Here is a 16,426-nt window from a genome sequence, read left to right on the forward strand (position 1 = left end):
GACGGCCGCCCCTGGTCCGCACATGTCAGGCGAACCGGCGCCGCCTGCGACTACAGCCGGCCAATCGCTGGTGCGGCCGCCTGACCCCGAACCCGATCCACCCTTCGAGGGGACCAAACCGCGTACCGGCCGGCTTGTGAGCGGCGGTGCGGTGCCCACGCCGCTGCTGGCTGAGCTGATCCACGGCGGCGCCAAGGTCGTGCCCGTAACCGTTCGTCCAACCAAGCTCGGTGCAGCGCCGAGGAAACCACGCCAAGAGAGTAGTCATCGTCCAGCGCAATGACGGTCATTGAGTCGTCGGGATGTATTGCTGGGTCGATGAATTGAAACACCGACATACGCTTCTCGGCTGCCACCCTTGAAGTACCGATGTACCTAGTGAGTCCACTCACCGCTTCCAACATGTCCGCGCGGCGATATGAGTGCTGCCACCACTTCGCCAGGAAATTCTTGTTGTGCCAGTTGACCTTTGCTTTGGAATTGCGCTTGATCACCTCGGCGTTCGCGGCTGCCTCTTCATCCGCCGCCTTTTGACGGTCTGGCAGGATGTGTTCCTTCAGCCGCGCCAGTGCGCCAGGGGCGTCGACGGAGACCTTCACTGCGTCGTCGTGCGGAAGGTCGATGATGAGGTGGGTCGGTGCCACTGAGTGCAGCAGCACCCTCCCGCTGAGAACGGGGTGAACGTAGGGCGCGGACTTCGGGTCCTTTGTCAGAAGCTCTTGCACCTCAGCAGAACTCAGGCGAAATCCTTTTATGGCGCCAGCCGTTTGACCCTGGAAAATGACCTTCGGCTTCTTGTTCTGGGGCAGCGATGCTGCTTTGCGCACGTCGGTGGTAGCTCGCAACGTGGGGGGAATTTCATCGACAGGCAGTCGCAGCTGGCCGTCGTCCAGCCAGAGATTTTTCGTGTCGGGGGCGTGGTTCTTACCTTTGACCCAGTTGACGATTGACACAGTGACGACGGCATCGCCCGACCATGGCTGCGACGACACCGCATCGAAAATCACGCCATCGTTCTCGACCACGTAGTCGAAAGACGCTTTGCGCGAGTCGCCATCGCGAATGGCCTGTGTAGCAACGAATCCCGCTCGACCGCTATCTGGAAGTAGCTTGTGCGCCAAAGGGAACCAGTATGTGACGAAGTCGCTTACGCCAGGGCTGGGGTACTTCTCGTCTAATCGAGCAACGTAGTCAGCGCCGAAATCATCAATCATCTTTCGCCGACCGTTATACGGAGGTTCCGTACATGGTTTCGGCGTGTTGCAATCAAGTCCGACTCGCTGCTGTCGGCAATCACGGAGTCGCTTGACTCAAAGCTCATATCTCGATTCCCGGTCTCCGCGGTTTCTGCTAAACCCTGGCTCCGCAGAGAGCTGAGACCGTCAGTGGGAGGCTGACCTTGAAACGCAGCAGGACGGATATGCTCGCAGCTCATGACATGGCTGTCGGCTGCTCTGCCGTACGTCGGCGGGGGCGTTCTTGGTGCTGCGCTGACGTACGCGCTGACGTGGGTTCGTGAACGGCGGCGTATCCTCGACGCTTACCGCGCCCCGCAGCGGCAAGCTACCGGCGACATCGTCGCAGCCGCGCACGAGTTCATTTGTGCAGCCGCTCGCTGCGGGCCGACGCCTCGGAGGCGGTAGTCGTACGCGCGGCCCTGATCACCCGCCCGCCCCGACGGCGTAGCCAGACAGCGACAAGATCTGAGTGAGGTCGTCGCGGGCGACTGCGGCCTCAGACTGTCGGGACCAGATCCGGTCCGACGCCAAAGCAACGCGGACGAGCACGAGGATCGGCTGCCCGTCACCTTGCCGGGCCTGTGTTGCGTGCATCGCTGCGGCCAGGCGCTTCCACTTCGTCTGCCCTTCTCCAAGCGGGTCGCCTTCTCCAAGCGGGTCGAGGAACTTCGCCTCCACGATGACCCGGGTCAGTTCCGATCCGCTATACAGGTCACCGATCACCTTCGCGACGGCCTCGATCGTGCCCGCTGAGAACGCCTGAACACTCTTGTCTGCCACGGCGGCAGGGTAGCCCCGCGGTAGGACAGCACCGCGCGACACGCGCGCACCGTGAACTGTCAGTCGTGACCGTCGCCGACGCCTACGCTCATGACGCACGCGTCGAGATGTAGGGGGCACGATGGGCTCGATCCACGAGGTGTCTTCAGGTTCTTCACATCTTGGATTGAGACGGGGATTAACCTCATGCCAGCCCACTTTCGCATTGAATGGAGTCGCCCCGACGCCGCGCCGTCGTATCCCCCGCACCCTGGGCGCGGTTGCCGGCGGGCTGTTGGGTGTGGCATTGCTCCCAGCGGCTGCCGCCTTCGCTGACGACTACGGTAACTACGACCTCGTTCCCAGCTCCGTGGACACGGCAGGGGCCGTGGAGACGGTAGAGGACGGCGGAGTACCCAACTTCTTAATCGAGCTTCCGCCGGCTCTGATCGGAAGCGTTCAGGGAACTCAGGAATTCGACGTCGACGACCCGAGCAACACTCAGGTCGGGACCGTCGTTGCCGACGTGGCTAACACCACCGTTATCGTCGGTGGTACCAACCAGGAAATCCTCATCACCTCCGACGACGGATACACCAACGTAGGCACCGCCGCCGGGAACGTTCCGCCGGTCGGCTCGGTATTCGACACCTACACCTACAGTAGCGACAGCTCGGTCGTCTACTCCGACATCCCTACGGCGACCGGCGACCAGATCTCGTTTACCTGGGACACCCCCTTCGGGGACTTCGACATCCCCACCAGTTATGACGCGATCACCACTGTCGTCCCAGTGAGCATCGCCGGGGCAGGGACCGACGCGACAGGGGACAGCCTCACCGGCGCCACATTCGTTCTGTCCGGGACGGAAACGGTCGACGGAGTTAACGGGCTTCCGCCTGTGGACTACGACCTTCTGGGAACCCAGACATTCGACGTTGACAATGCGAGCGGTACTCAGATCGGGTCCTTCAGTGTCGACGTGGCCAACAGCTCGGATTTCGCGGGTAATAGCACCCAGGACGTCCTCGTCACCTCCTCATCGGGCGACGCTCCGGCGGTCGGCTCGGTGATCGACTATTTCTTCTTGCTCGGTAGTCATGACAGCGTCTATAACGTCTACTCCGACATCCCCTCGACCACCGGCGGCGCGGACACGATCACGGATACCGTTGTGACCCCGTTGGGGAACTCCGCCATTCCCATCGATTTTGACGCGGCCGCAGGTCTCGCCGATGAACTCGACGGCACCTCGCCCGTCGGAACGGCAATCGACCTCCCCAACGACTACGACATCACTCCTGAAGGCTCGGGAACGATCGTCGGAATAGACGGGATTCAGCCTGCGGACATCGACGTTCAGGGAACTCAGGAATTCGGCTATACGGACCTGGCTACCGGTCAGACCGGGACCTTCGACGCCGATGTGGCGCAGAGCACGATCATCTTCTTCAACACCATCCCCCAGGAACAACTCGTCGTCACCTCCTCATCAGGCGACGCTCCGGCGGTCGGCTCGGTGTTCGAGATGGACAACTACGGTGACGGCTACGAGAGCATCTACTCCGACATCCCCTCGACGACCGGCTCGAACACGATCACCGATACCTTCGTGACCCCGTTCGGAGACTTCCAAATTCCCGACACCTATGTCGCGGCCGCAGCTTTCGCCGCTGATTCGTCCACGAACTTCGCCGACCCTGGAGCATCGACGGCCGCCGCTGACCTCCTTAGCAGTCTTGACCCGTCGGCAGCGCTCGACAGCGGCGCGTTCGCCGATGTTTTCCCCCACCTCGACGCGGCGCTGAACCTGTTGGCCGGCCCGTTCTGATAGCGGAACGGTGTCGCGGTGTCCAGGTCGGCCCAAGCGTCGACGAGCACGGCGCCGGCGGGTAATGGGATGTTGGTGGGCCTGGCTTGTTTGGTGGTGGTCACAGTGTGCAGCAACCTTTCGTTTAGGTTGCTAGCTCACCGACCGTCCGACCCACGCTTGGCCCATGCGGGCCACAAAACGTCAGGAAAACCACCTCTAGCCTGCACAAACATTGGTGCGCGGTACTGGGATTGAACCAATCGATGCTTGCGACAGGCCGGACGCACCGGGCATATTAGCGACTCGTCAGCAATCTGAGATGGGTCTGTCGGCTGGCCGTCCGCTTGCCGCTTTCCGTCTGCCCCTACTGGCGTCGAGTGTGCACTGACGGCTTCGAGTGTGAACGGAGGGCGGAAGTTTCGCGATTTTCTCGCCCACGATTCACGGTCGAAGCCCAGGATTCACACTCGATGCACGGGACGCACACTTGACCCGAAACCACCCGCAGTAGAGGGTAGATTTCTGACTTCTCACCAACGCCACCATCATTGAGCGAATCGATTAGAGCCAGCCGGTGCGGGCGGCGGCAACGGCCTCGGCGGGTGCCGGGGCCAATTCTCCGTCGCGCACGCCCTCGAGCATCCGTTTCACCGTGGCGATAATTTCCGGTCCTGCCGCAGCCAGCCCCGTCATATCGGCTTCGGTGAACTCACCGGCATCGACGCCTGCTCGGGTCAGCACGGCGACCGGGTCGGCCAACTGATCGGCCAGCCAGGACAGCGGGTCGGCCGACAGCTCGGGGACGAAGTGTCGGCGTCCGGGCTCCCAACCGTCGAATCGAGGATGGTGATGGGCCCGGTCCAGCGTCCCCGGCGGACTCTGGGTTGATCCGAAAAGGTCCACCCGCCACACCGGGCGGTTGAATGCGATCGGAATGCCGGCGTAGATGGACCCCGCAGGCTCGGCCCGGTCGATGAGGCGCAGTTCCAATCTGACTCCGCGCTCCGGGGTCTCCTGACCGGTGAGCGGGGCCGGGTCGACAAAGTACATGTCGCCGATCACTACACCGAGGGCTTCGAATCCGAACGCTGTGAACATTGCGTACCTTTCTTTGCGCCTCTTCGAGGGTAAACCCAGGCGGTTGACGCGGAGCATTTCCATCGGAGGCGGGCTTGCGGCCATTAGACTCATGTGCAGCCGATTGCCTGGGAGCGTGGGCGTATGAAAGTGCTATGGACTCCCGCGGGCGTCGCTGAAACCTGTTAGCTCGGCGAGGCGATCCGCTGGCGCGGCTCCTGACAATCGACACCGACCCCGGGTTGACGATATTTATCCGCTCATCGACCAAGTTCGCCGGCGCGGCCCCATGTCTCGGGTAGCCAAAGCCGGCTGGGTCAGCGCTGATGCGCAGATTGTGCGTGAGGTGGTGCGCGACGGCCGGTTCAGGACTATCAAACCTCGGGATCGTTCACCGTTTCGTATGGTCCAGTGGATCCTGGCGCAGACCGACCCCGGTGTGCTGAGCCCAATCGAACCACCCTCGATGTTGGTCACCGATTCACCTGAGCACACCCGCTTACGTCGCCCGGTCTCGCGGTCATTCACGCCGCGAGCGCTTGATGGACTTCGCACACGTATACACGACATCGCCGAGGGGCTGCTCCGCGCTCTGGACGGCAGCGCACCGTGCGATTTGGTCGCCGAGTACACCTCGCGGATTCCCATCGCGGTGATCGCCGAGATGCTGCCAATGCCACCCGATGAGGCGGGCTATCTGCAGGAAGCCGCTGAGACCACAACAAGATTGATCGGCGGCACCACCGCATCTTGGCGCGACTTTGGTCCGCGATGAAGGCTCTGCGCGGGTTCGACCGGTACCTGGCGGGGCATATCGGGCGGCTAAGGGAAGACGACGCCGACAACACCATCCTGTCCGAAGTCCTCCACAACAGCGACTTGAGCGAAGTCGAGATCAGGATGCTTGCGGGTCTGCTCCTTGGCGCGGGATTCGTCACCACGAGTCACGTGTTAGGCAAGGCCGTCGTCGCACGTGTCCGTCATCCCGGTCAACTGGCCGCGCTGTGCACGAACCGTTCCTGGTGACATAGCAGGAGCGAGTCCTGGTTATGCGGCGTCCCCGAACGGTCTTGGGTTGCCTGGTTGCCTGCCGGTCCTTGTCGAGGTCGTCTGGTCTTGATGCCGTGTGGCTGCCGGTGGCCTGTCGTGGTGGCGGGTTTCCTGGGTGCGGTTGGGACGGCGGGGTGGTCCGGGGTCGCGTCTGGGTTGACCGTGTCGCCTCCGCTGGGGCGATTTGGTTCCCTGTCACGCGACGCCTGGCCCGGTGCCCGAGTCCGCGTCGGCCGAGCACCAGCGCCGCAGCGTGGTGGCCGGTGGTCTTATGGTGGCGCTGCAGATGGGTCAGCCAGTGCTGGTTGCCCCATCGGGATAATTGCGGGGTCGGGATAAGTCGATTAATCCCGATATCGGGATTAATCGACGACTTCGCACTGCAGCCCATGGACGCCACCGCGGCCGCCGACTTCTACGAGCTTGTCGTGGCCCGCCACCAACGGGCCTCGACCGTGCTGACCTCCAACCGCAGCCCCGATAAATGGCTGGCCGTCATGACTGACCCGCTGCTCGCGGCCATCGACAGGATTACCTCAACAGCACACGAACCGATCATCGAGGGCCAGTCCTACCGGCGCCGCCAAAAGCCCTCAGTTGACACCAGCCCCACGACCGCCGATCATCACCAATGAGCCAAACAGGTGGTCTATAGTTGCTGGCCAACCGGTGGCCCCATCCTCATGGCAAATGACAGGCCACCGGCCGAGTGTAAATTCCGGCCCTAAATCGTGTGCCCAACCAGGAAGGAGAAGGTCGTGGGTGAGCCGTTGCAGGTCGACACCGCCAGCCTGGCCGAGCCGATACCCACACTGTCGGCGTCGCCCGCGCTGACCGGAAGCGATCCGGTCAGCCAAGCCATCGCGGCCCAAGCCGCCAAAACCGACGCCGCGCTGGCCGCCATCAAGCACGAGGTAGCCGAACACGCCCAGAACGTGTCCACCGCGGCGCGAGGGTATGACCGGTCCGATCGCGACATCGCCGACACCATGAGCAAGCACACGTTCGGCGGCACAGAGGTGCAGCAGGCGGGCCACGGCTTCAAACAAGGCGGGGGCAGACGGTGGGGTGAAGGGGTGGCGGTGAGCGAGGACGACGAGCCGGCTACTTGCAGCCGTATCCCCCGTCCGCGTACGATGCGGCCGTTGTTTGCGTTTCCCACTGTTGGGATCTATTTCAGCGGCCTGGTTGTGTTCGCTGTTTCGACGATGGCGGTGGTGGCTGGGTGGGCGCCGGTGTGGGTCACGATCGCCGCCAACGCTGGTGTGAGCTATGTGATGTTCACCGTGGTGCATGAGGCGGTTCATCATTCGATAAGCACCGCGGGTTGGGTGAACGCGCTGTTTGGCCGGCTGGCATGGGTGTTCGTCTCACCGATGTCTTCTTTTCCGTCGTTGGCGTCTATCCATATGGCGCATCACCGCTACACCAACGACCGCACGATGGATCCAGATGCGTCCGCGACGCACGTCAAGTGGTGGCAGCTGCCGTTTCGCTGGGCGCTGGTCGATGCTTTCTATGTGATGTATTACACCCGTCGCTTGCCGAGCCGGCCAGCGCGCGAACTGGCCGAGACGGCGGTGATGTTCAGCCTGTGCGCGGCGGTGGTGGCCGGTGCGGGTGTGTCCGGGAACTTGTGGATGCTGGCGGTGGTGGTCGTCATCCCGCAGCGCGTCGCCATCTTCGTGCTGGCGTGGGCGTTTGACTGGTTGCCACATCATAGGCTGCGCGACACCCCGGATACCAACCGTTACCGCACGACCTGGGCCCGCGCCGGCATGGAGTGGCTGTTGACTCCGCTGCTGCTGTCGCAGAACTACCACCTGGTGCATCACCTGCACCCGTGGGTGCCGTGGTACCGGTACTTGCCGACGTGGCGGGAGAACGAAAAGATCTATCTGCGCAGCCAAGTGCCGCTGATCAGCGCTTTTGGTCGTCTGCTAACGCCGGATGAGTTTGGAAAGGGTAAACGGCTCAACGCCAGCCGGAAAATCGGAAAGTAAGGGCCTCCTGAACCCGGCTTTCACGGTTGGCGTTGTGTGGCTACAACTTCCACGGCGAATCGAATTCACGCTCGCCCCCACAACGCAACCCAAAGACTCACCCGCCTGAAAAATCGAGTAGATCTTAACTGCCGCCGGGTTTGCCATCGACACCAGCAATTCCGGGCAATCCGGGCGTCCCGGTGGCGCCAGCGGTCAAGCCAGTGCCGCCGGCGCCACCGTCTCCGCGAACACCGCCCTTGCCGGCCGCGCCGTTGACGGCGGCGCCGTCACCGCCATGACCGCCGTCACCGCCATGACCGCCGTCACCACCCTTGAAAAGGTGCGGGTCGGAATTCCCACCGGCCCCGCCATCACCGCCGGTGCCGGCACTGCCGTTACCAGCGGCGCCAGCATTGCTGGCTGGCCAATCCCCGGGTGGCCGCCACACGAACCGATCCGTCCGCCACAGGCCGCCGACCACCCGAAGTCATGAGCACCGCCTGGACCGTTCATCGCGGCCTGCTGAGCGCCGCGACACGCACTGAAGTGTGCATACTTGACTGTGCACATCTGAATGGGCATCACGTCGCGTGGTCATCGGCGCTATCATCGGATTTCCCCTCGTCTAATCCAGATAGGCATGCCGGATGGTCCGCAAAAAACCAGCACTTCGATTGGTCACTAGTGACCACTTAACTGTTCATGTAGGACAGGTGCTGCGCGATCACCGCGATGCGGCGGGTCTCAGCCAGGAGCGGGCTGCGGACTAGCCGGCATTACCCGCAACGCCCTGGCGCGGTTGGAGAAGCAGCAGTTGCCCAATCCCACCCTCAAGACGGTGCTGGCATTGAGGAAGGCCTACGAGCTCGACACCGTCGAAGCGTTGCTGGGTCGCGTGCCCTCAGCGGTGGCGGCGGACGCCTGGGCTGCACACCGCGAGGCGCCGGCCGAACAGCCCGGGATGTGACACCCCGTTGGCACGAACGGTGTCAGCTGCTCGGCTATCACTGTGTGGCCACCGCCCACCGCGCTGGCCATACGCATCGCAGCGCGAGAGCTTCGGGCCGCCGATCTGCAAACACCAGTCGGTACCGGCGCGCCGTACGTCGGATCGACGTGAGGGGCAGGCCCGCGCATCGTCGAGGCGCAACGCCGGACCCGCAGGGTGGTCTACGGGCGCTGTTGGCGCAGCTTTTGGTGAAACACGGAGGCGCCGCGCGCCTGCGGGTCCTGTCGGCGGTGACCTCCATACTCGATGGAGGGTGCCGTCGCTTGGCGGCGTGGCGATGACACCTCGGCCGGATGTCGTGGCGCGGTGACCAAAACGGTGGGAGCGATCGGTGATCGAGCGGGTCCGCATTCAGGGGTACCGCAAATTTCGTGAACTGACTTTCGCGCCGTACCAGCGGCTCAACATCCTTGTCGGCGACAACGATGCGGGGAAGTCGACACTGCTCGAGGCGATCACGTTGGCTTTGACGGGGCGCATCAACGGGCGCACAGCGAGCGACGAGGTGAACCCGTTCTGGTTCAACGCCCAGATGGTCAAGGAGTTCTTCACCGCGCGGTCCGCAGGTGAGACACCGGTGCCACCGGCGATCGAGATCGAGGTGTTTCTCTACGACCGCGACGAATTCCAGCGCAATCTGTTCGGTGCCAACAACTCCGAGCTGCCCGTCTAGGTGGTTGGTGTCGAACGGCCATTGTGGGGGCGCTGGTTGACCGGTCGGGCTATCGGGTAGTGCTCGCGTGATCGTGAGTGGCCTAGCTCGGGTGAATTCGGTTGTCGGGATTGGTGATTCCGTTGCTTGGCCGGTCTAGAGGCGGTCCTGGTGGGCCGGTTGGCATCGCCGCCGGCCTCAGGTCGCGGCTGCGGCCCAGTTTGCGCCTTCCCGGTGTATTCCGAGCACACCCAGGCGTGCGAGGTTGATCGCGGCGGCCAGTAGGGAGAAGTCGGCGGCGGCCTTGGTGGTGCCGCGCATGCGCGCACGGCGGCCGCCGTGGCGGCGGCGCATCAGGTGGCCGATCTTGCGTTCCACTTTCGGGCGGGTGGCCTTGTAGTTGGCGACCCAGGCCGGATCTGCTTGGGCGGTGCGGGCGCGGGTGAGTTCGGCCTCGTAGCGGCTGATCGCGATGGTGCGCCCGGCGGTCGAGCTGGTGCACTGGGCCGCCAGTGGGCAGGAGGCGCAAGCCGGGCCGAACACCGCGGTCCCGCCACCGGCGGTGGCCGGGCGGATCGGCACGGCCACCGCGCCCGGGCAGGTGACCGTGCCCGCGGCCAGGTCGATGGCGAAGCGGTCCTTGGCGTAGCGGCCGCCCGGCGCGGTCGGTGGCTGCACCTTGGCGACGATGTCGGCGCCCGCGGTTTCCAGCACGGCCAGCAGCTTGCCCGCACCGTAGGCGGCGTCGCCGTAGACCGCCGGCCCGGGCTGGTCTTGGGCGCCGCGCACGCTGGGGGCGCTCCCGTCACCGTCACCGTCGCCGTGAGCGTGTCCGGCCGCGCCGGCCGCGGTCGTCGTGCCAGCACTTCTACCGAGGCTTGAGTCGTCCTGGGAATCAACGCAATCGCCGTCGGCGGTGTTGGTGTCGCCGGTTGGCGGGGCGGGCAGGTCGCCGGCCAGCAGGTCGGTGGCGGGTTCGGCGTCGCCGGCGCTGCCCGCGGTGACTTCGGCGGCGGTGATGATCTCGGCGCCGGGGTCGATCGCGATGTGGCCCTTGTATCCGTCGAAACCCCGCGCGGAGGTCTTGTGCCCGTGGCGGGCCAGCGCGTCCACCAGCTCCTCGCGCGCCTCCGCATCGTCGTAGTCACACACCGGTTTTCCCGCCCGCGCGTAATCGTCGTCGCGGGACAGCCGCGCGCGCAGCCGCGCGCGCAGCTCCGCGCCGGCCACCGCCAACAGCCCCCGGATCGCCGAGCGGATCAGCGTGACCGTGTCCATCGTGGCCACCGCGTCATACAGCGGGGTCGAATCCAGCGCCCGCTTGCGTCCGGCCAGCCCGGCGGCCTTGGCGGCCTGCAACGTCACCTCGAAGATCCGGTCCGGCCGATCCGAGCGGGCCAGCCGGGCGCGCATGTCCACCAGCACCGTGTGCACAAACCCCGGATAATCGAAGTCCAGCCCGCCGGCGGCATACTTCCAGCGCGCGTCGAAGGCGAACCGCTGCACCGCCTCCCGATCCGAGAGGCCCTCGATGCGCTGCAGCACCATCACCACCGCCACAATCGTCGGCGGCACACTGCGCCGGCCCACATCAGTGAACATGTCAGCGAACATCTCATCGCCGAACAAGCTCAAGCACTCCCGATGCAGCACGCCGTAAATCGAGTCCGGCGCCACCCGGCCCTCGCAGAAGTCCACCGTCGTCCGCCACAAATCCGCCTGCTTCGGCGTCAAACCCAAACTCACCCAACCATTCTCGCTGACCGCGCCCAGTTACCCGGTCAACGCCACGCGAAAAACACCAGCCACCTAGGGCGTGTGCGGGTATCCGTCTGCGGGTGGAGCCAGACCCCGATTACGGTGATGAGATCGAGGCCTATCTGTCCGAGCTGGGGCAAGATCAGTATGGACCGGCGTCGCTGCCTGTGGAGTACTACCGGGTTGACTGGCGCACGTTTTCCAACAAGGTTCTCACCGCGCGTCCCAAAGAGCTGACGACTGCGGTGATCGATTCGCGCACCAGATCCAACAGCGGCATGGACGTCCATCTCAAACAGATCCTCAACGATCACCTCGATGCGCCGGATAAAGCGAAGCTATCTCTGGCTGTGCGGGCCAACCGCGACACACTGGCCTCCCCGCACCCTGCAGGCGGTGAACGAGAACTTGGCCGGACAACCTCCGCAGCGTAGGTGGTGATGATCGAAGAGCCCGAAAACCATCTCTCCCACACGAATCTGAGGAGACTGCTGGCCCGCGTCGCCGATCTCGCCAGCCGCGACGAGCAATTATTCATCACGGCACACAGCTCCTATGTCCTCAACCGGATCGGTGTCGATGGGCTGCAATTGGTGGGAGCACGAGGCATCACCGCGCTGGCCGGACTGCCGCAGGACACGGTGGCCTACTTCAAGAAGCTGCCCGGATACGACACACTGCGAATAGCTTGGCCGGGCGGCTGATCCTGGCGGAGGGGCCGTCGGATGAGATTGTCGTCGAACCCTTCTACATGGATACCCATGACGGTCGAAGCCCCATCGATGACGGCATCGACGTGATCAGCATGCGTGCGCTGTCGTTGAAGCACTGCCTGCAGCTGGTGCAGGCACTCGGGACGCGCTGCGCGGTACTGCGCGACAACGACGGCCACGATCCGGCCGAGACGCTCGCGGGCCTGGCCGCCTACCTCGACGACGACCACGGAGTCTTCATCGGAGCGGCCGGTCAGGGCAACTCGTTAGAGCCCGAGATCGTGCACGCCAATGACGAAGATACGGTGCGCGCGGTGCTGGAGATCACCGCCAGAGCGGTTTCTGGCGACCTGGATGGGCAACAATAAGACCGGGGGGGCACTGCGGATGCTGGAAGAGCGACATCACGCTCAATGCGCCGAGCTACATTACGGAAGCAATTGTCTTCGTTGATAACTCAGCCCAGTAACCGGCTCACACTGGCCGTCGCCGGATCCCGCAAAACCCAGAGGCTGATGGACTCCTGCAAAGAAGCTGATCCGTGTGAACGCGTCCTGGTCCTGACCTACACCAGTACCAACCAGGCTGAACTGTCCACCAGGTTGCGCCGGCTGGCCGGTGACCACCCGCACATCGAGGTGGGCGCGTGGTTCTCATTCCTGCTGCAGAATTTCGTGCATCCCTTCTTGTCGCTGATGTTTCCCGGCCGGCGCGTTGAGGGATTCGACTTCGACAGCCCACCTCAGACGTATACCGGCGTGGGGATCTGGTCGCGCTACGTCAACGAGCACGGTGAGGTCAGGCATCGGCACCTGCCGGAGCTGGCGGTACAGATCAATGCGGCCGGCAACGGGATCTGGCCGCCATATCCGCCCGTTCGCCCGACGCAGCTCTGTCGGCCAGTGTCGCCAAGTCATATGTCGGAGAAGTGTCACCGGAAATCGTCCAAGGCTGTGTGCAGATGGATGGTGGAATAGGCGTCACCTGGGAACACGATCTGCACGTGTACTTGCGGCGAGTTGTCCTCTACCGGTCCATGTTCGGCATGCCCGAAGAGCACAACCTGCGGGTGTACCAATGGCAGGAAGCGCAAAACCGAGACACGAGGTCTGCGTGATGACGAAGGCTTCGCGGACCGACAACGCGGCATCAAGCGGCGTCGAAACCATCGATGAGTTCCGAGCCCGGGCGAGAGCCTGGCTGGCTGACAACATGGCGCCGATCGACCCTGCTCATCCGCCGGCCACCCATAGGGACGAGGAACGCTGTTGGCAGCGGGCTCGCGAACTGCAAAAGCGGTTGTATGAAGGCGGATTCGCCGGAATCTGCTTTCCTCGCGACTGCGGCGGGCTGGGCCTGGACTACGAATACCAGCGGGCTTTCGACGAGGAGAGCTTCAGCTATGAGATGCCGCTGATCCTCAACACGCCGACGTTCACCATCTGCTGTGCGACGCCGCTCGACACGGGTAGTGAAGAACAGAAGCGGCAGCACATCGCCGCAGCATTGCGGCGGGAAGAGGTGCTGGTTCAGCTGTTGTCCGAGCCCAGCGGCGGATCGGATCTGGCCGGCGTGATATCCCGCGCCGAGCGCGATGGTGACCGCTGGGTGATCAACGGCGCAAAGACTTGGAGCACAAGCGCATTCGCCGCCGACTACGGGCTATGCTTGGCCCGCACCAATTGGGATGTGCCCAAGCACGATGGCCTGACCATGTTCTTGGTTCCGGTCAAGCAGCCCGGGATCACGTTGCGGCGCATCACTCAGCTGAACGGGTCGACGGAGTTCTGCGAGGAGTTCCTCGACGGTGTCGACGTCGGCGACGACGCCGTCGTCGTCGGCGAAGTGAACGACGGATGGACGGTCGCCTCCCGCCAGCTCTACCACGAGCGTCGCGCCGTGGGCGGGAGTTCGGAATTCGCCAGAGGCAGCGGCAGCGAGGGCGGCCGAACGACGCCGGTGAATTATGCGGCGTTGGCCCGTAAGAGCGGGCAGGCCGACAACGAGCGGGTACAGCAGATGTCCGGGCGGGCATTGGTGCACCGGGCGGTCAGCGACCAACTGGGCGACCATGTCTTCCGCGGCGTCCGCGACGGCACCCTGCCGCCTGCCGCGGGAACCCTGCTCAGGCTTTTCCACGCCGAGACCGTCACCCATGAGATGGACACCGGGCTGGCAATCACCGGAACGGCCGGTGTCGTCGGCGCGGACGGGGAGGGCCTTGGAGACCGGCCTGCGCTACTTGTCCCGGCAAGCGGTCTCATTGGCGGTGGTACCAGCGAGCTGGCCCGCAACGTCATCGGGGAGCGCGTGCTGAACTTGCCTCGCAAGTACGCCGCCGACCGTGGTGTGCCGTTCAGCCAGGTGCGACACGGCAACTAAAGCGCCTACACCGTGCGGGCCAGCCGATGCGCCAGCAACTCAGCGAACCGAGCCGGATCCTCGGGTGTAGCGCCTTCAGCGAGAAGCGCTGTGCCATAGAGCAATTCGGCAGTTTCAGCAACTGACTGGTCGTCGCCGCGGTCTTTGTGCGCCTGCTGCAGGCCGGTGATCAGCGGATGGTTCGGGTTGAGTTCCAACGTCCGCTTCTCCACCGGGACGTCTTGGCCCGAAGCCCGGTACATACGGGCGAGCGTCGGGGTGATGCCGAAGGCGTCGGTGATCAGGCAGGCCGGTGACTCGGTCAGCCGGGTGGAGAGCCGCACTTCCTTGACGTGTTCGCTCAGGGTTTCCTTCAGCCAGGTCAGCAGATCGGCGAAATCCTTTTCCCGCGCCTTGCGCTCGGCCTCGTGGGCGGTCTTCTCATCCTCGGTGTCGAGGTCCACCTCGCCCTTGGCCACCGACTGCAGTGGCTTGCCGTCGAACTCGGTGACCGATCCCAGCCAGATCTCGTCGACAGCGTCGGTGAGCAGCAGCACCTCATAACCCTTGGCCTTGAATGCTTCCAGGTGCGGTGAGTTCAGGATCTGCTGCCGTGACTCTCCGGTGGCGTAGAAGATCTGATGCTGGCCGTCTTTCATCCGTCCCACATAGTCGGCGAGCGTGGTGAGTTCGTCGTCGCTGTGCGTCGAGGCGAATGAGGAGATTTGCAGCAATGTCTCTTGGTTGTCGAAGTCCCGCATCAGGCCTTCTTTTAAGACCGTGCCGAACTGGCCCCAGAATGTGCGGTAGTCCTCCGGCCGCTCAGACTGCAGATCCTTGACGGTCGAGAGCACCTTCTTGGTCAACCGACGCCGGATCGCGTTGACCTGTCGATCCTGTTGCAGGACCTCGCGGGAAACGTTGAGCGACAGATCCTGTGCGTCGACGACGCCCTTGATGAAGCGCAGATACCGGGGCATCAGCTCGGCGCAATCGCTCATGATGAAGACGCGCTTGACGTAGAGTTGGACACCGACGTTCGCGCCCGGTTCGTATAAGTCGAATGGCGCGCGCGACGGGATGAACAGCAGCGCCTGATACTCAAAGGTGCCCTCGGCCTTCATCGAGATCACCTCGAGCGGCTCGTCCCAGGCATGCGCGATGTGCTTGTAGAACTCCTTGTATTCCTCGTCGGAGACCTCATCTTTGGGCCTGGCCCACAGCGCCTTCATCGAGTTGAGGGTCTGGGTCTCCACGGTGACGGTCTCTTTGCCGCCCTCCTCGGAGGCCGGGGTCCTTGCCTCGACCTCCATCCGGATGGGCCAGGCGATGAAGTCCGAGTACTTCTTGACCAGCGTCCTGATCTTCCACTCCGAGGTGTAGTCGTGCAGTGCGTCCTCGGCGTCTTCGGGCTTGAGATGCAGAGTGACCGACGTTCCCTGTGGAGCACCCTCGACCGCGGCGATGGTGTAGGTGCCGTCGCCGCTGGACTCCCACTTGGTGCCCTCGCTTTCGCCGGCCTTACGACTGAGCAGCTCGACCTTGTCGGCCACCATGAACGTGGAGTAGAAGCCGATACCGAACTGACCGATCAGTTCCTCGGACACGTGGGTGGTCTTGGCTTCGCGCAACTGCGCTCGCAGCTCGGCGGTGCCCGACTTGGCCAGGGTGCCGATCAAATCGATGACCTCGGCGCGTGTCATGCCAATGCCGTTGTCGCGAACGGTGAGGGTGCGCGCGTCCTTGTCCGCCTCGATCTCGATACGCAGATCGGACGTGAGAGTGTTATCTGGGTCTAGGTCCTTGTTCCGGAACGCTTCGATCCGCAGCTTGTCCAGTGCGTCGGAGGCGTTCGAGATCAGCTCCCGCAGAAACGCATCCTTGTCCGAGTAGACCGAGTGGACCATCAGGTCCAGCAGCTGTCGCGCCTCGGCTTGAAACTCCAACTGCTCGACGCCCGAAGTCATGACTTCACCCTCCAGCCCCTCCATGAGATCCCGTTCGAGGGGCA

The 16,426-nt window shown here is 63.8% G+C and carries 18 protein-coding genes and 1 pseudogene; 13 read left to right on the forward strand and 6 right to left on the reverse strand.

Features of this window, described 5'->3' with window-relative positions:
* Positions 1 to 50: 50 nt before the first annotated feature.
* The gene (locus M5I08_RS10560) at positions 51 to 1,214 is read right to left on the reverse strand and encodes a DNA methyltransferase family protein (RefSeq protein ID WP_219069488.1); all 1,164 of its coding nucleotides are present in this window, start codon (positions 1,212 to 1,214) and stop codon (positions 51 to 53) included.
* Positions 1,215 to 1,433: 219 nt separating this feature from the next.
* On the opposite strand from M5I08_RS10560, the gene M5I08_RS10565 reads away from it, so the two are divergent.
* A complete protein-coding gene (locus M5I08_RS10565; RefSeq protein WP_219069490.1) occupies positions 1,434 to 1,643 on the forward strand; it encodes a hypothetical protein in 210 nt (69 codons plus the stop codon).
* 18 nt (positions 1,644 to 1,661) lie between these two features.
* Here the strand turns inward: M5I08_RS10565 and M5I08_RS10570 are convergent, their stop codons facing one another.
* Positions 1,662 to 2,018, reverse strand: a complete 357-nt coding sequence (locus M5I08_RS10570) for a hypothetical protein (RefSeq protein WP_219069492.1) — start codon at positions 2,016 to 2,018, stop codon at positions 1,662 to 1,664.
* 205 nt (positions 2,019 to 2,223) lie between these two features.
* On the opposite strand from M5I08_RS10570, the gene M5I08_RS10575 reads away from it, so the two are divergent.
* On the forward strand, positions 2,224 to 3,828 hold the full coding sequence (locus M5I08_RS10575; protein ID WP_249763247.1) for a hypothetical protein: 1,605 nt from the start codon (positions 2,224 to 2,226) through the stop codon (positions 3,826 to 3,828).
* Positions 3,829 to 4,371: 543 nt separating this feature from the next.
* On the opposite strand, the gene M5I08_RS10580 is transcribed toward M5I08_RS10575, so the two are convergent.
* A complete protein-coding gene (locus tag M5I08_RS10580) occupies positions 4,372 to 4,908 on the reverse strand; it encodes a hypothetical protein (RefSeq protein WP_219069496.1) in 537 nt (178 codons plus the stop codon).
* A 268-nt stretch (positions 4,909 to 5,176) separates the two neighbouring features.
* Between M5I08_RS10580 and M5I08_RS10585 the strand changes: the two genes are divergently transcribed.
* The 4 genes from M5I08_RS10585 (at position 5,177) to M5I08_RS10600 (ending at position 7,940) form a co-directional block, all read left to right on the forward strand.
* Positions 5,177 to 5,662: a cytochrome P450 family protein gene (locus tag M5I08_RS10585; RefSeq protein WP_219069498.1), complete on the forward strand. Its 486-nt coding sequence runs from the start codon at positions 5,177 to 5,179 to the stop codon at positions 5,660 to 5,662.
* The gene (locus tag M5I08_RS10590) at positions 5,659 to 5,913 is read left to right on the forward strand and encodes a cytochrome P450 family protein (protein WP_219069500.1); all 255 of its coding nucleotides are present in this window, start codon (positions 5,659 to 5,661) and stop codon (positions 5,911 to 5,913) included. The genes M5I08_RS10585 and M5I08_RS10590 overlap by 4 nt, the downstream gene beginning before the upstream one ends.
* Before the next feature lie 413 nt (positions 5,914 to 6,326).
* Positions 6,327 to 6,572: an ATP-binding protein gene (locus tag M5I08_RS10595; protein WP_249763248.1), complete on the forward strand. Its 246-nt coding sequence runs from the start codon at positions 6,327 to 6,329 to the stop codon at positions 6,570 to 6,572.
* 123 nt (positions 6,573 to 6,695) lie between these two features.
* Positions 6,696 to 7,940, forward strand: a complete 1,245-nt coding sequence (locus tag M5I08_RS10600; RefSeq protein WP_219069504.1) for a fatty acid desaturase — start codon at positions 6,696 to 6,698, stop codon at positions 7,938 to 7,940.
* A gap of 195 nt (positions 7,941 to 8,135) precedes the next feature.
* On the opposite strand, the gene M5I08_RS26325 is transcribed toward M5I08_RS10600, so the two are convergent.
* A complete protein-coding gene (locus tag M5I08_RS26325; RefSeq protein ID WP_219069505.1) occupies positions 8,136 to 8,435 on the reverse strand; it encodes a hypothetical protein in 300 nt (99 codons plus the stop codon).
* Between the two features lie 301 nt (positions 8,436 to 8,736).
* Between M5I08_RS26325 and M5I08_RS10610 the strand changes: the two genes are divergently transcribed.
* A complete protein-coding gene (locus M5I08_RS10610; RefSeq protein ID WP_219070913.1) occupies positions 8,737 to 8,889 on the forward strand; it encodes a hypothetical protein in 153 nt (50 codons plus the stop codon).
* Between the two features lie 373 nt (positions 8,890 to 9,262).
* Positions 9,263 to 9,604: an AAA family ATPase gene (locus M5I08_RS10615; protein WP_219070912.1), complete on the forward strand. Its 342-nt coding sequence runs from the start codon at positions 9,263 to 9,265 to the stop codon at positions 9,602 to 9,604.
* A 177-nt stretch (positions 9,605 to 9,781) separates the two neighbouring features.
* Here the strand turns inward: M5I08_RS10615 and M5I08_RS10620 are convergent, their stop codons facing one another.
* Positions 9,782 to 11,329 carry a transposase gene (locus M5I08_RS10620; protein ID WP_249763249.1) on the reverse strand — a complete coding sequence of 516 codons (1,548 nt, stop codon included), beginning with the start codon at positions 11,327 to 11,329 and terminating at the stop codon, positions 9,782 to 9,784.
* 92 nt (positions 11,330 to 11,421) lie between these two features.
* Between M5I08_RS10620 and M5I08_RS10625 the strand changes: the two genes are divergently transcribed.
* The 5 genes and pseudogenes from M5I08_RS10625 to M5I08_RS10645 all read left to right on the forward strand — a co-directional run bounded on the left by M5I08_RS10625 (position 11,422) and on the right by M5I08_RS10645 (position 14,436).
* Positions 11,422 to 11,775 (forward strand): hypothetical protein, encoded by a 354-nt coding sequence (locus tag M5I08_RS10625; protein ID WP_219066592.1) that lies wholly within the window; start codon positions 11,422 to 11,424, stop codon positions 11,773 to 11,775.
* 6 nt (positions 11,776 to 11,781) lie between these two features.
* Entirely contained in the window at positions 11,782 to 12,045 is a 264-nt protein-coding gene (locus M5I08_RS10630) for an AAA family ATPase (protein WP_219066593.1), read from the forward strand.
* Positions 12,030 to 12,422, forward strand: a complete 393-nt coding sequence (locus M5I08_RS10635) for an ATP-dependent endonuclease (RefSeq protein WP_219066594.1) — start codon at positions 12,030 to 12,032, stop codon at positions 12,420 to 12,422. Before M5I08_RS10630 ends, M5I08_RS10635 begins: the two co-directional genes overlap by 16 nt.
* Positions 12,423 to 12,910: 488 nt before the next feature.
* Positions 12,911 to 13,171 (forward strand): annotated as a pseudogene (locus tag M5I08_RS10640) (acyl-CoA dehydrogenase family protein); the annotation flags it as partial.
* The gene (locus tag M5I08_RS10645) at positions 13,171 to 14,436 is read left to right on the forward strand and encodes an acyl-CoA dehydrogenase family protein (protein WP_249763250.1); all 1,266 of its coding nucleotides are present in this window, start codon (positions 13,171 to 13,173) and stop codon (positions 14,434 to 14,436) included. The pseudogene M5I08_RS10640 and the gene M5I08_RS10645, both read left to right, overlap by 1 nt.
* Before the next feature lie 5 nt (positions 14,437 to 14,441).
* On the opposite strand, the gene htpG is transcribed toward M5I08_RS10645, so the two are convergent.
* Entirely contained in the window at positions 14,442 to 16,382 is a 1,941-nt protein-coding gene (htpG, locus tag M5I08_RS10650; protein WP_219066595.1) for a molecular chaperone HtpG, read from the reverse strand.
* Positions 16,383 to 16,426: the final 44 nt, after the last annotated feature.

It is taken from the genome of Candidatus Mycobacterium methanotrophicum, assembly GCF_023515995.1.
Taxonomy (GTDB): Bacteria; Actinomycetota; Actinomycetes; order Mycobacteriales; family Mycobacteriaceae; genus Mycobacterium; species Mycobacterium methanotrophicum.

Bases quoted from the DNA above. Each gene is read 5' to 3' on its own strand.
- M5I08_RS10560 (WP_219069488.1), bottom strand. From the start codon at position 1,214: ATGATTGATGATTTCGGCGCTGACTACGTTGCTCGATTAGACGAGAAG.
- M5I08_RS10565 (WP_219069490.1), top strand. From the start codon at position 1,434: ATGACATGGCTGTCGGCTGCTCTGCCGTACGTCGGCGGGGGCGTTCTT.
- M5I08_RS10580 (WP_219069496.1), bottom strand. From the start codon at position 4,908: ATGTTCACAGCGTTCGGATTCGAAGCCCTCGGTGTAGTGATCGGCGAC.
- M5I08_RS10585 (WP_219069498.1), top strand. From the start codon at position 5,177: ATGTCTCGGGTAGCCAAAGCCGGCTGGGTCAGCGCTGATGCGCAGATT.
- M5I08_RS10590 (WP_219069500.1), top strand. From the start codon at position 5,659: ATGAAGGCTCTGCGCGGGTTCGACCGGTACCTGGCGGGGCATATCGGG.
- M5I08_RS10595 (WP_249763248.1), top strand. From the start codon at position 6,327: ATGGACGCCACCGCGGCCGCCGACTTCTACGAGCTTGTCGTGGCCCGC.
- M5I08_RS26325 (WP_219069505.1), bottom strand. From the start codon at position 8,435: ATGAACGGTCCAGGCGGTGCTCATGACTTCGGGTGGTCGGCGGCCTGT.
- M5I08_RS10630 (WP_219066593.1), top strand. From the start codon at position 11,782: ATGATCGAAGAGCCCGAAAACCATCTCTCCCACACGAATCTGAGGAGA.
- M5I08_RS10645 (WP_249763250.1), top strand. From the start codon at position 13,171: ATGACGAAGGCTTCGCGGACCGACAACGCGGCATCAAGCGGCGTCGAA.
- htpG (WP_219066595.1), bottom strand. From the start codon at position 16,382: ATGACTTCGGGCGTCGAGCAGTTGGAGTTTCAAGCCGAGGCGCGACAG.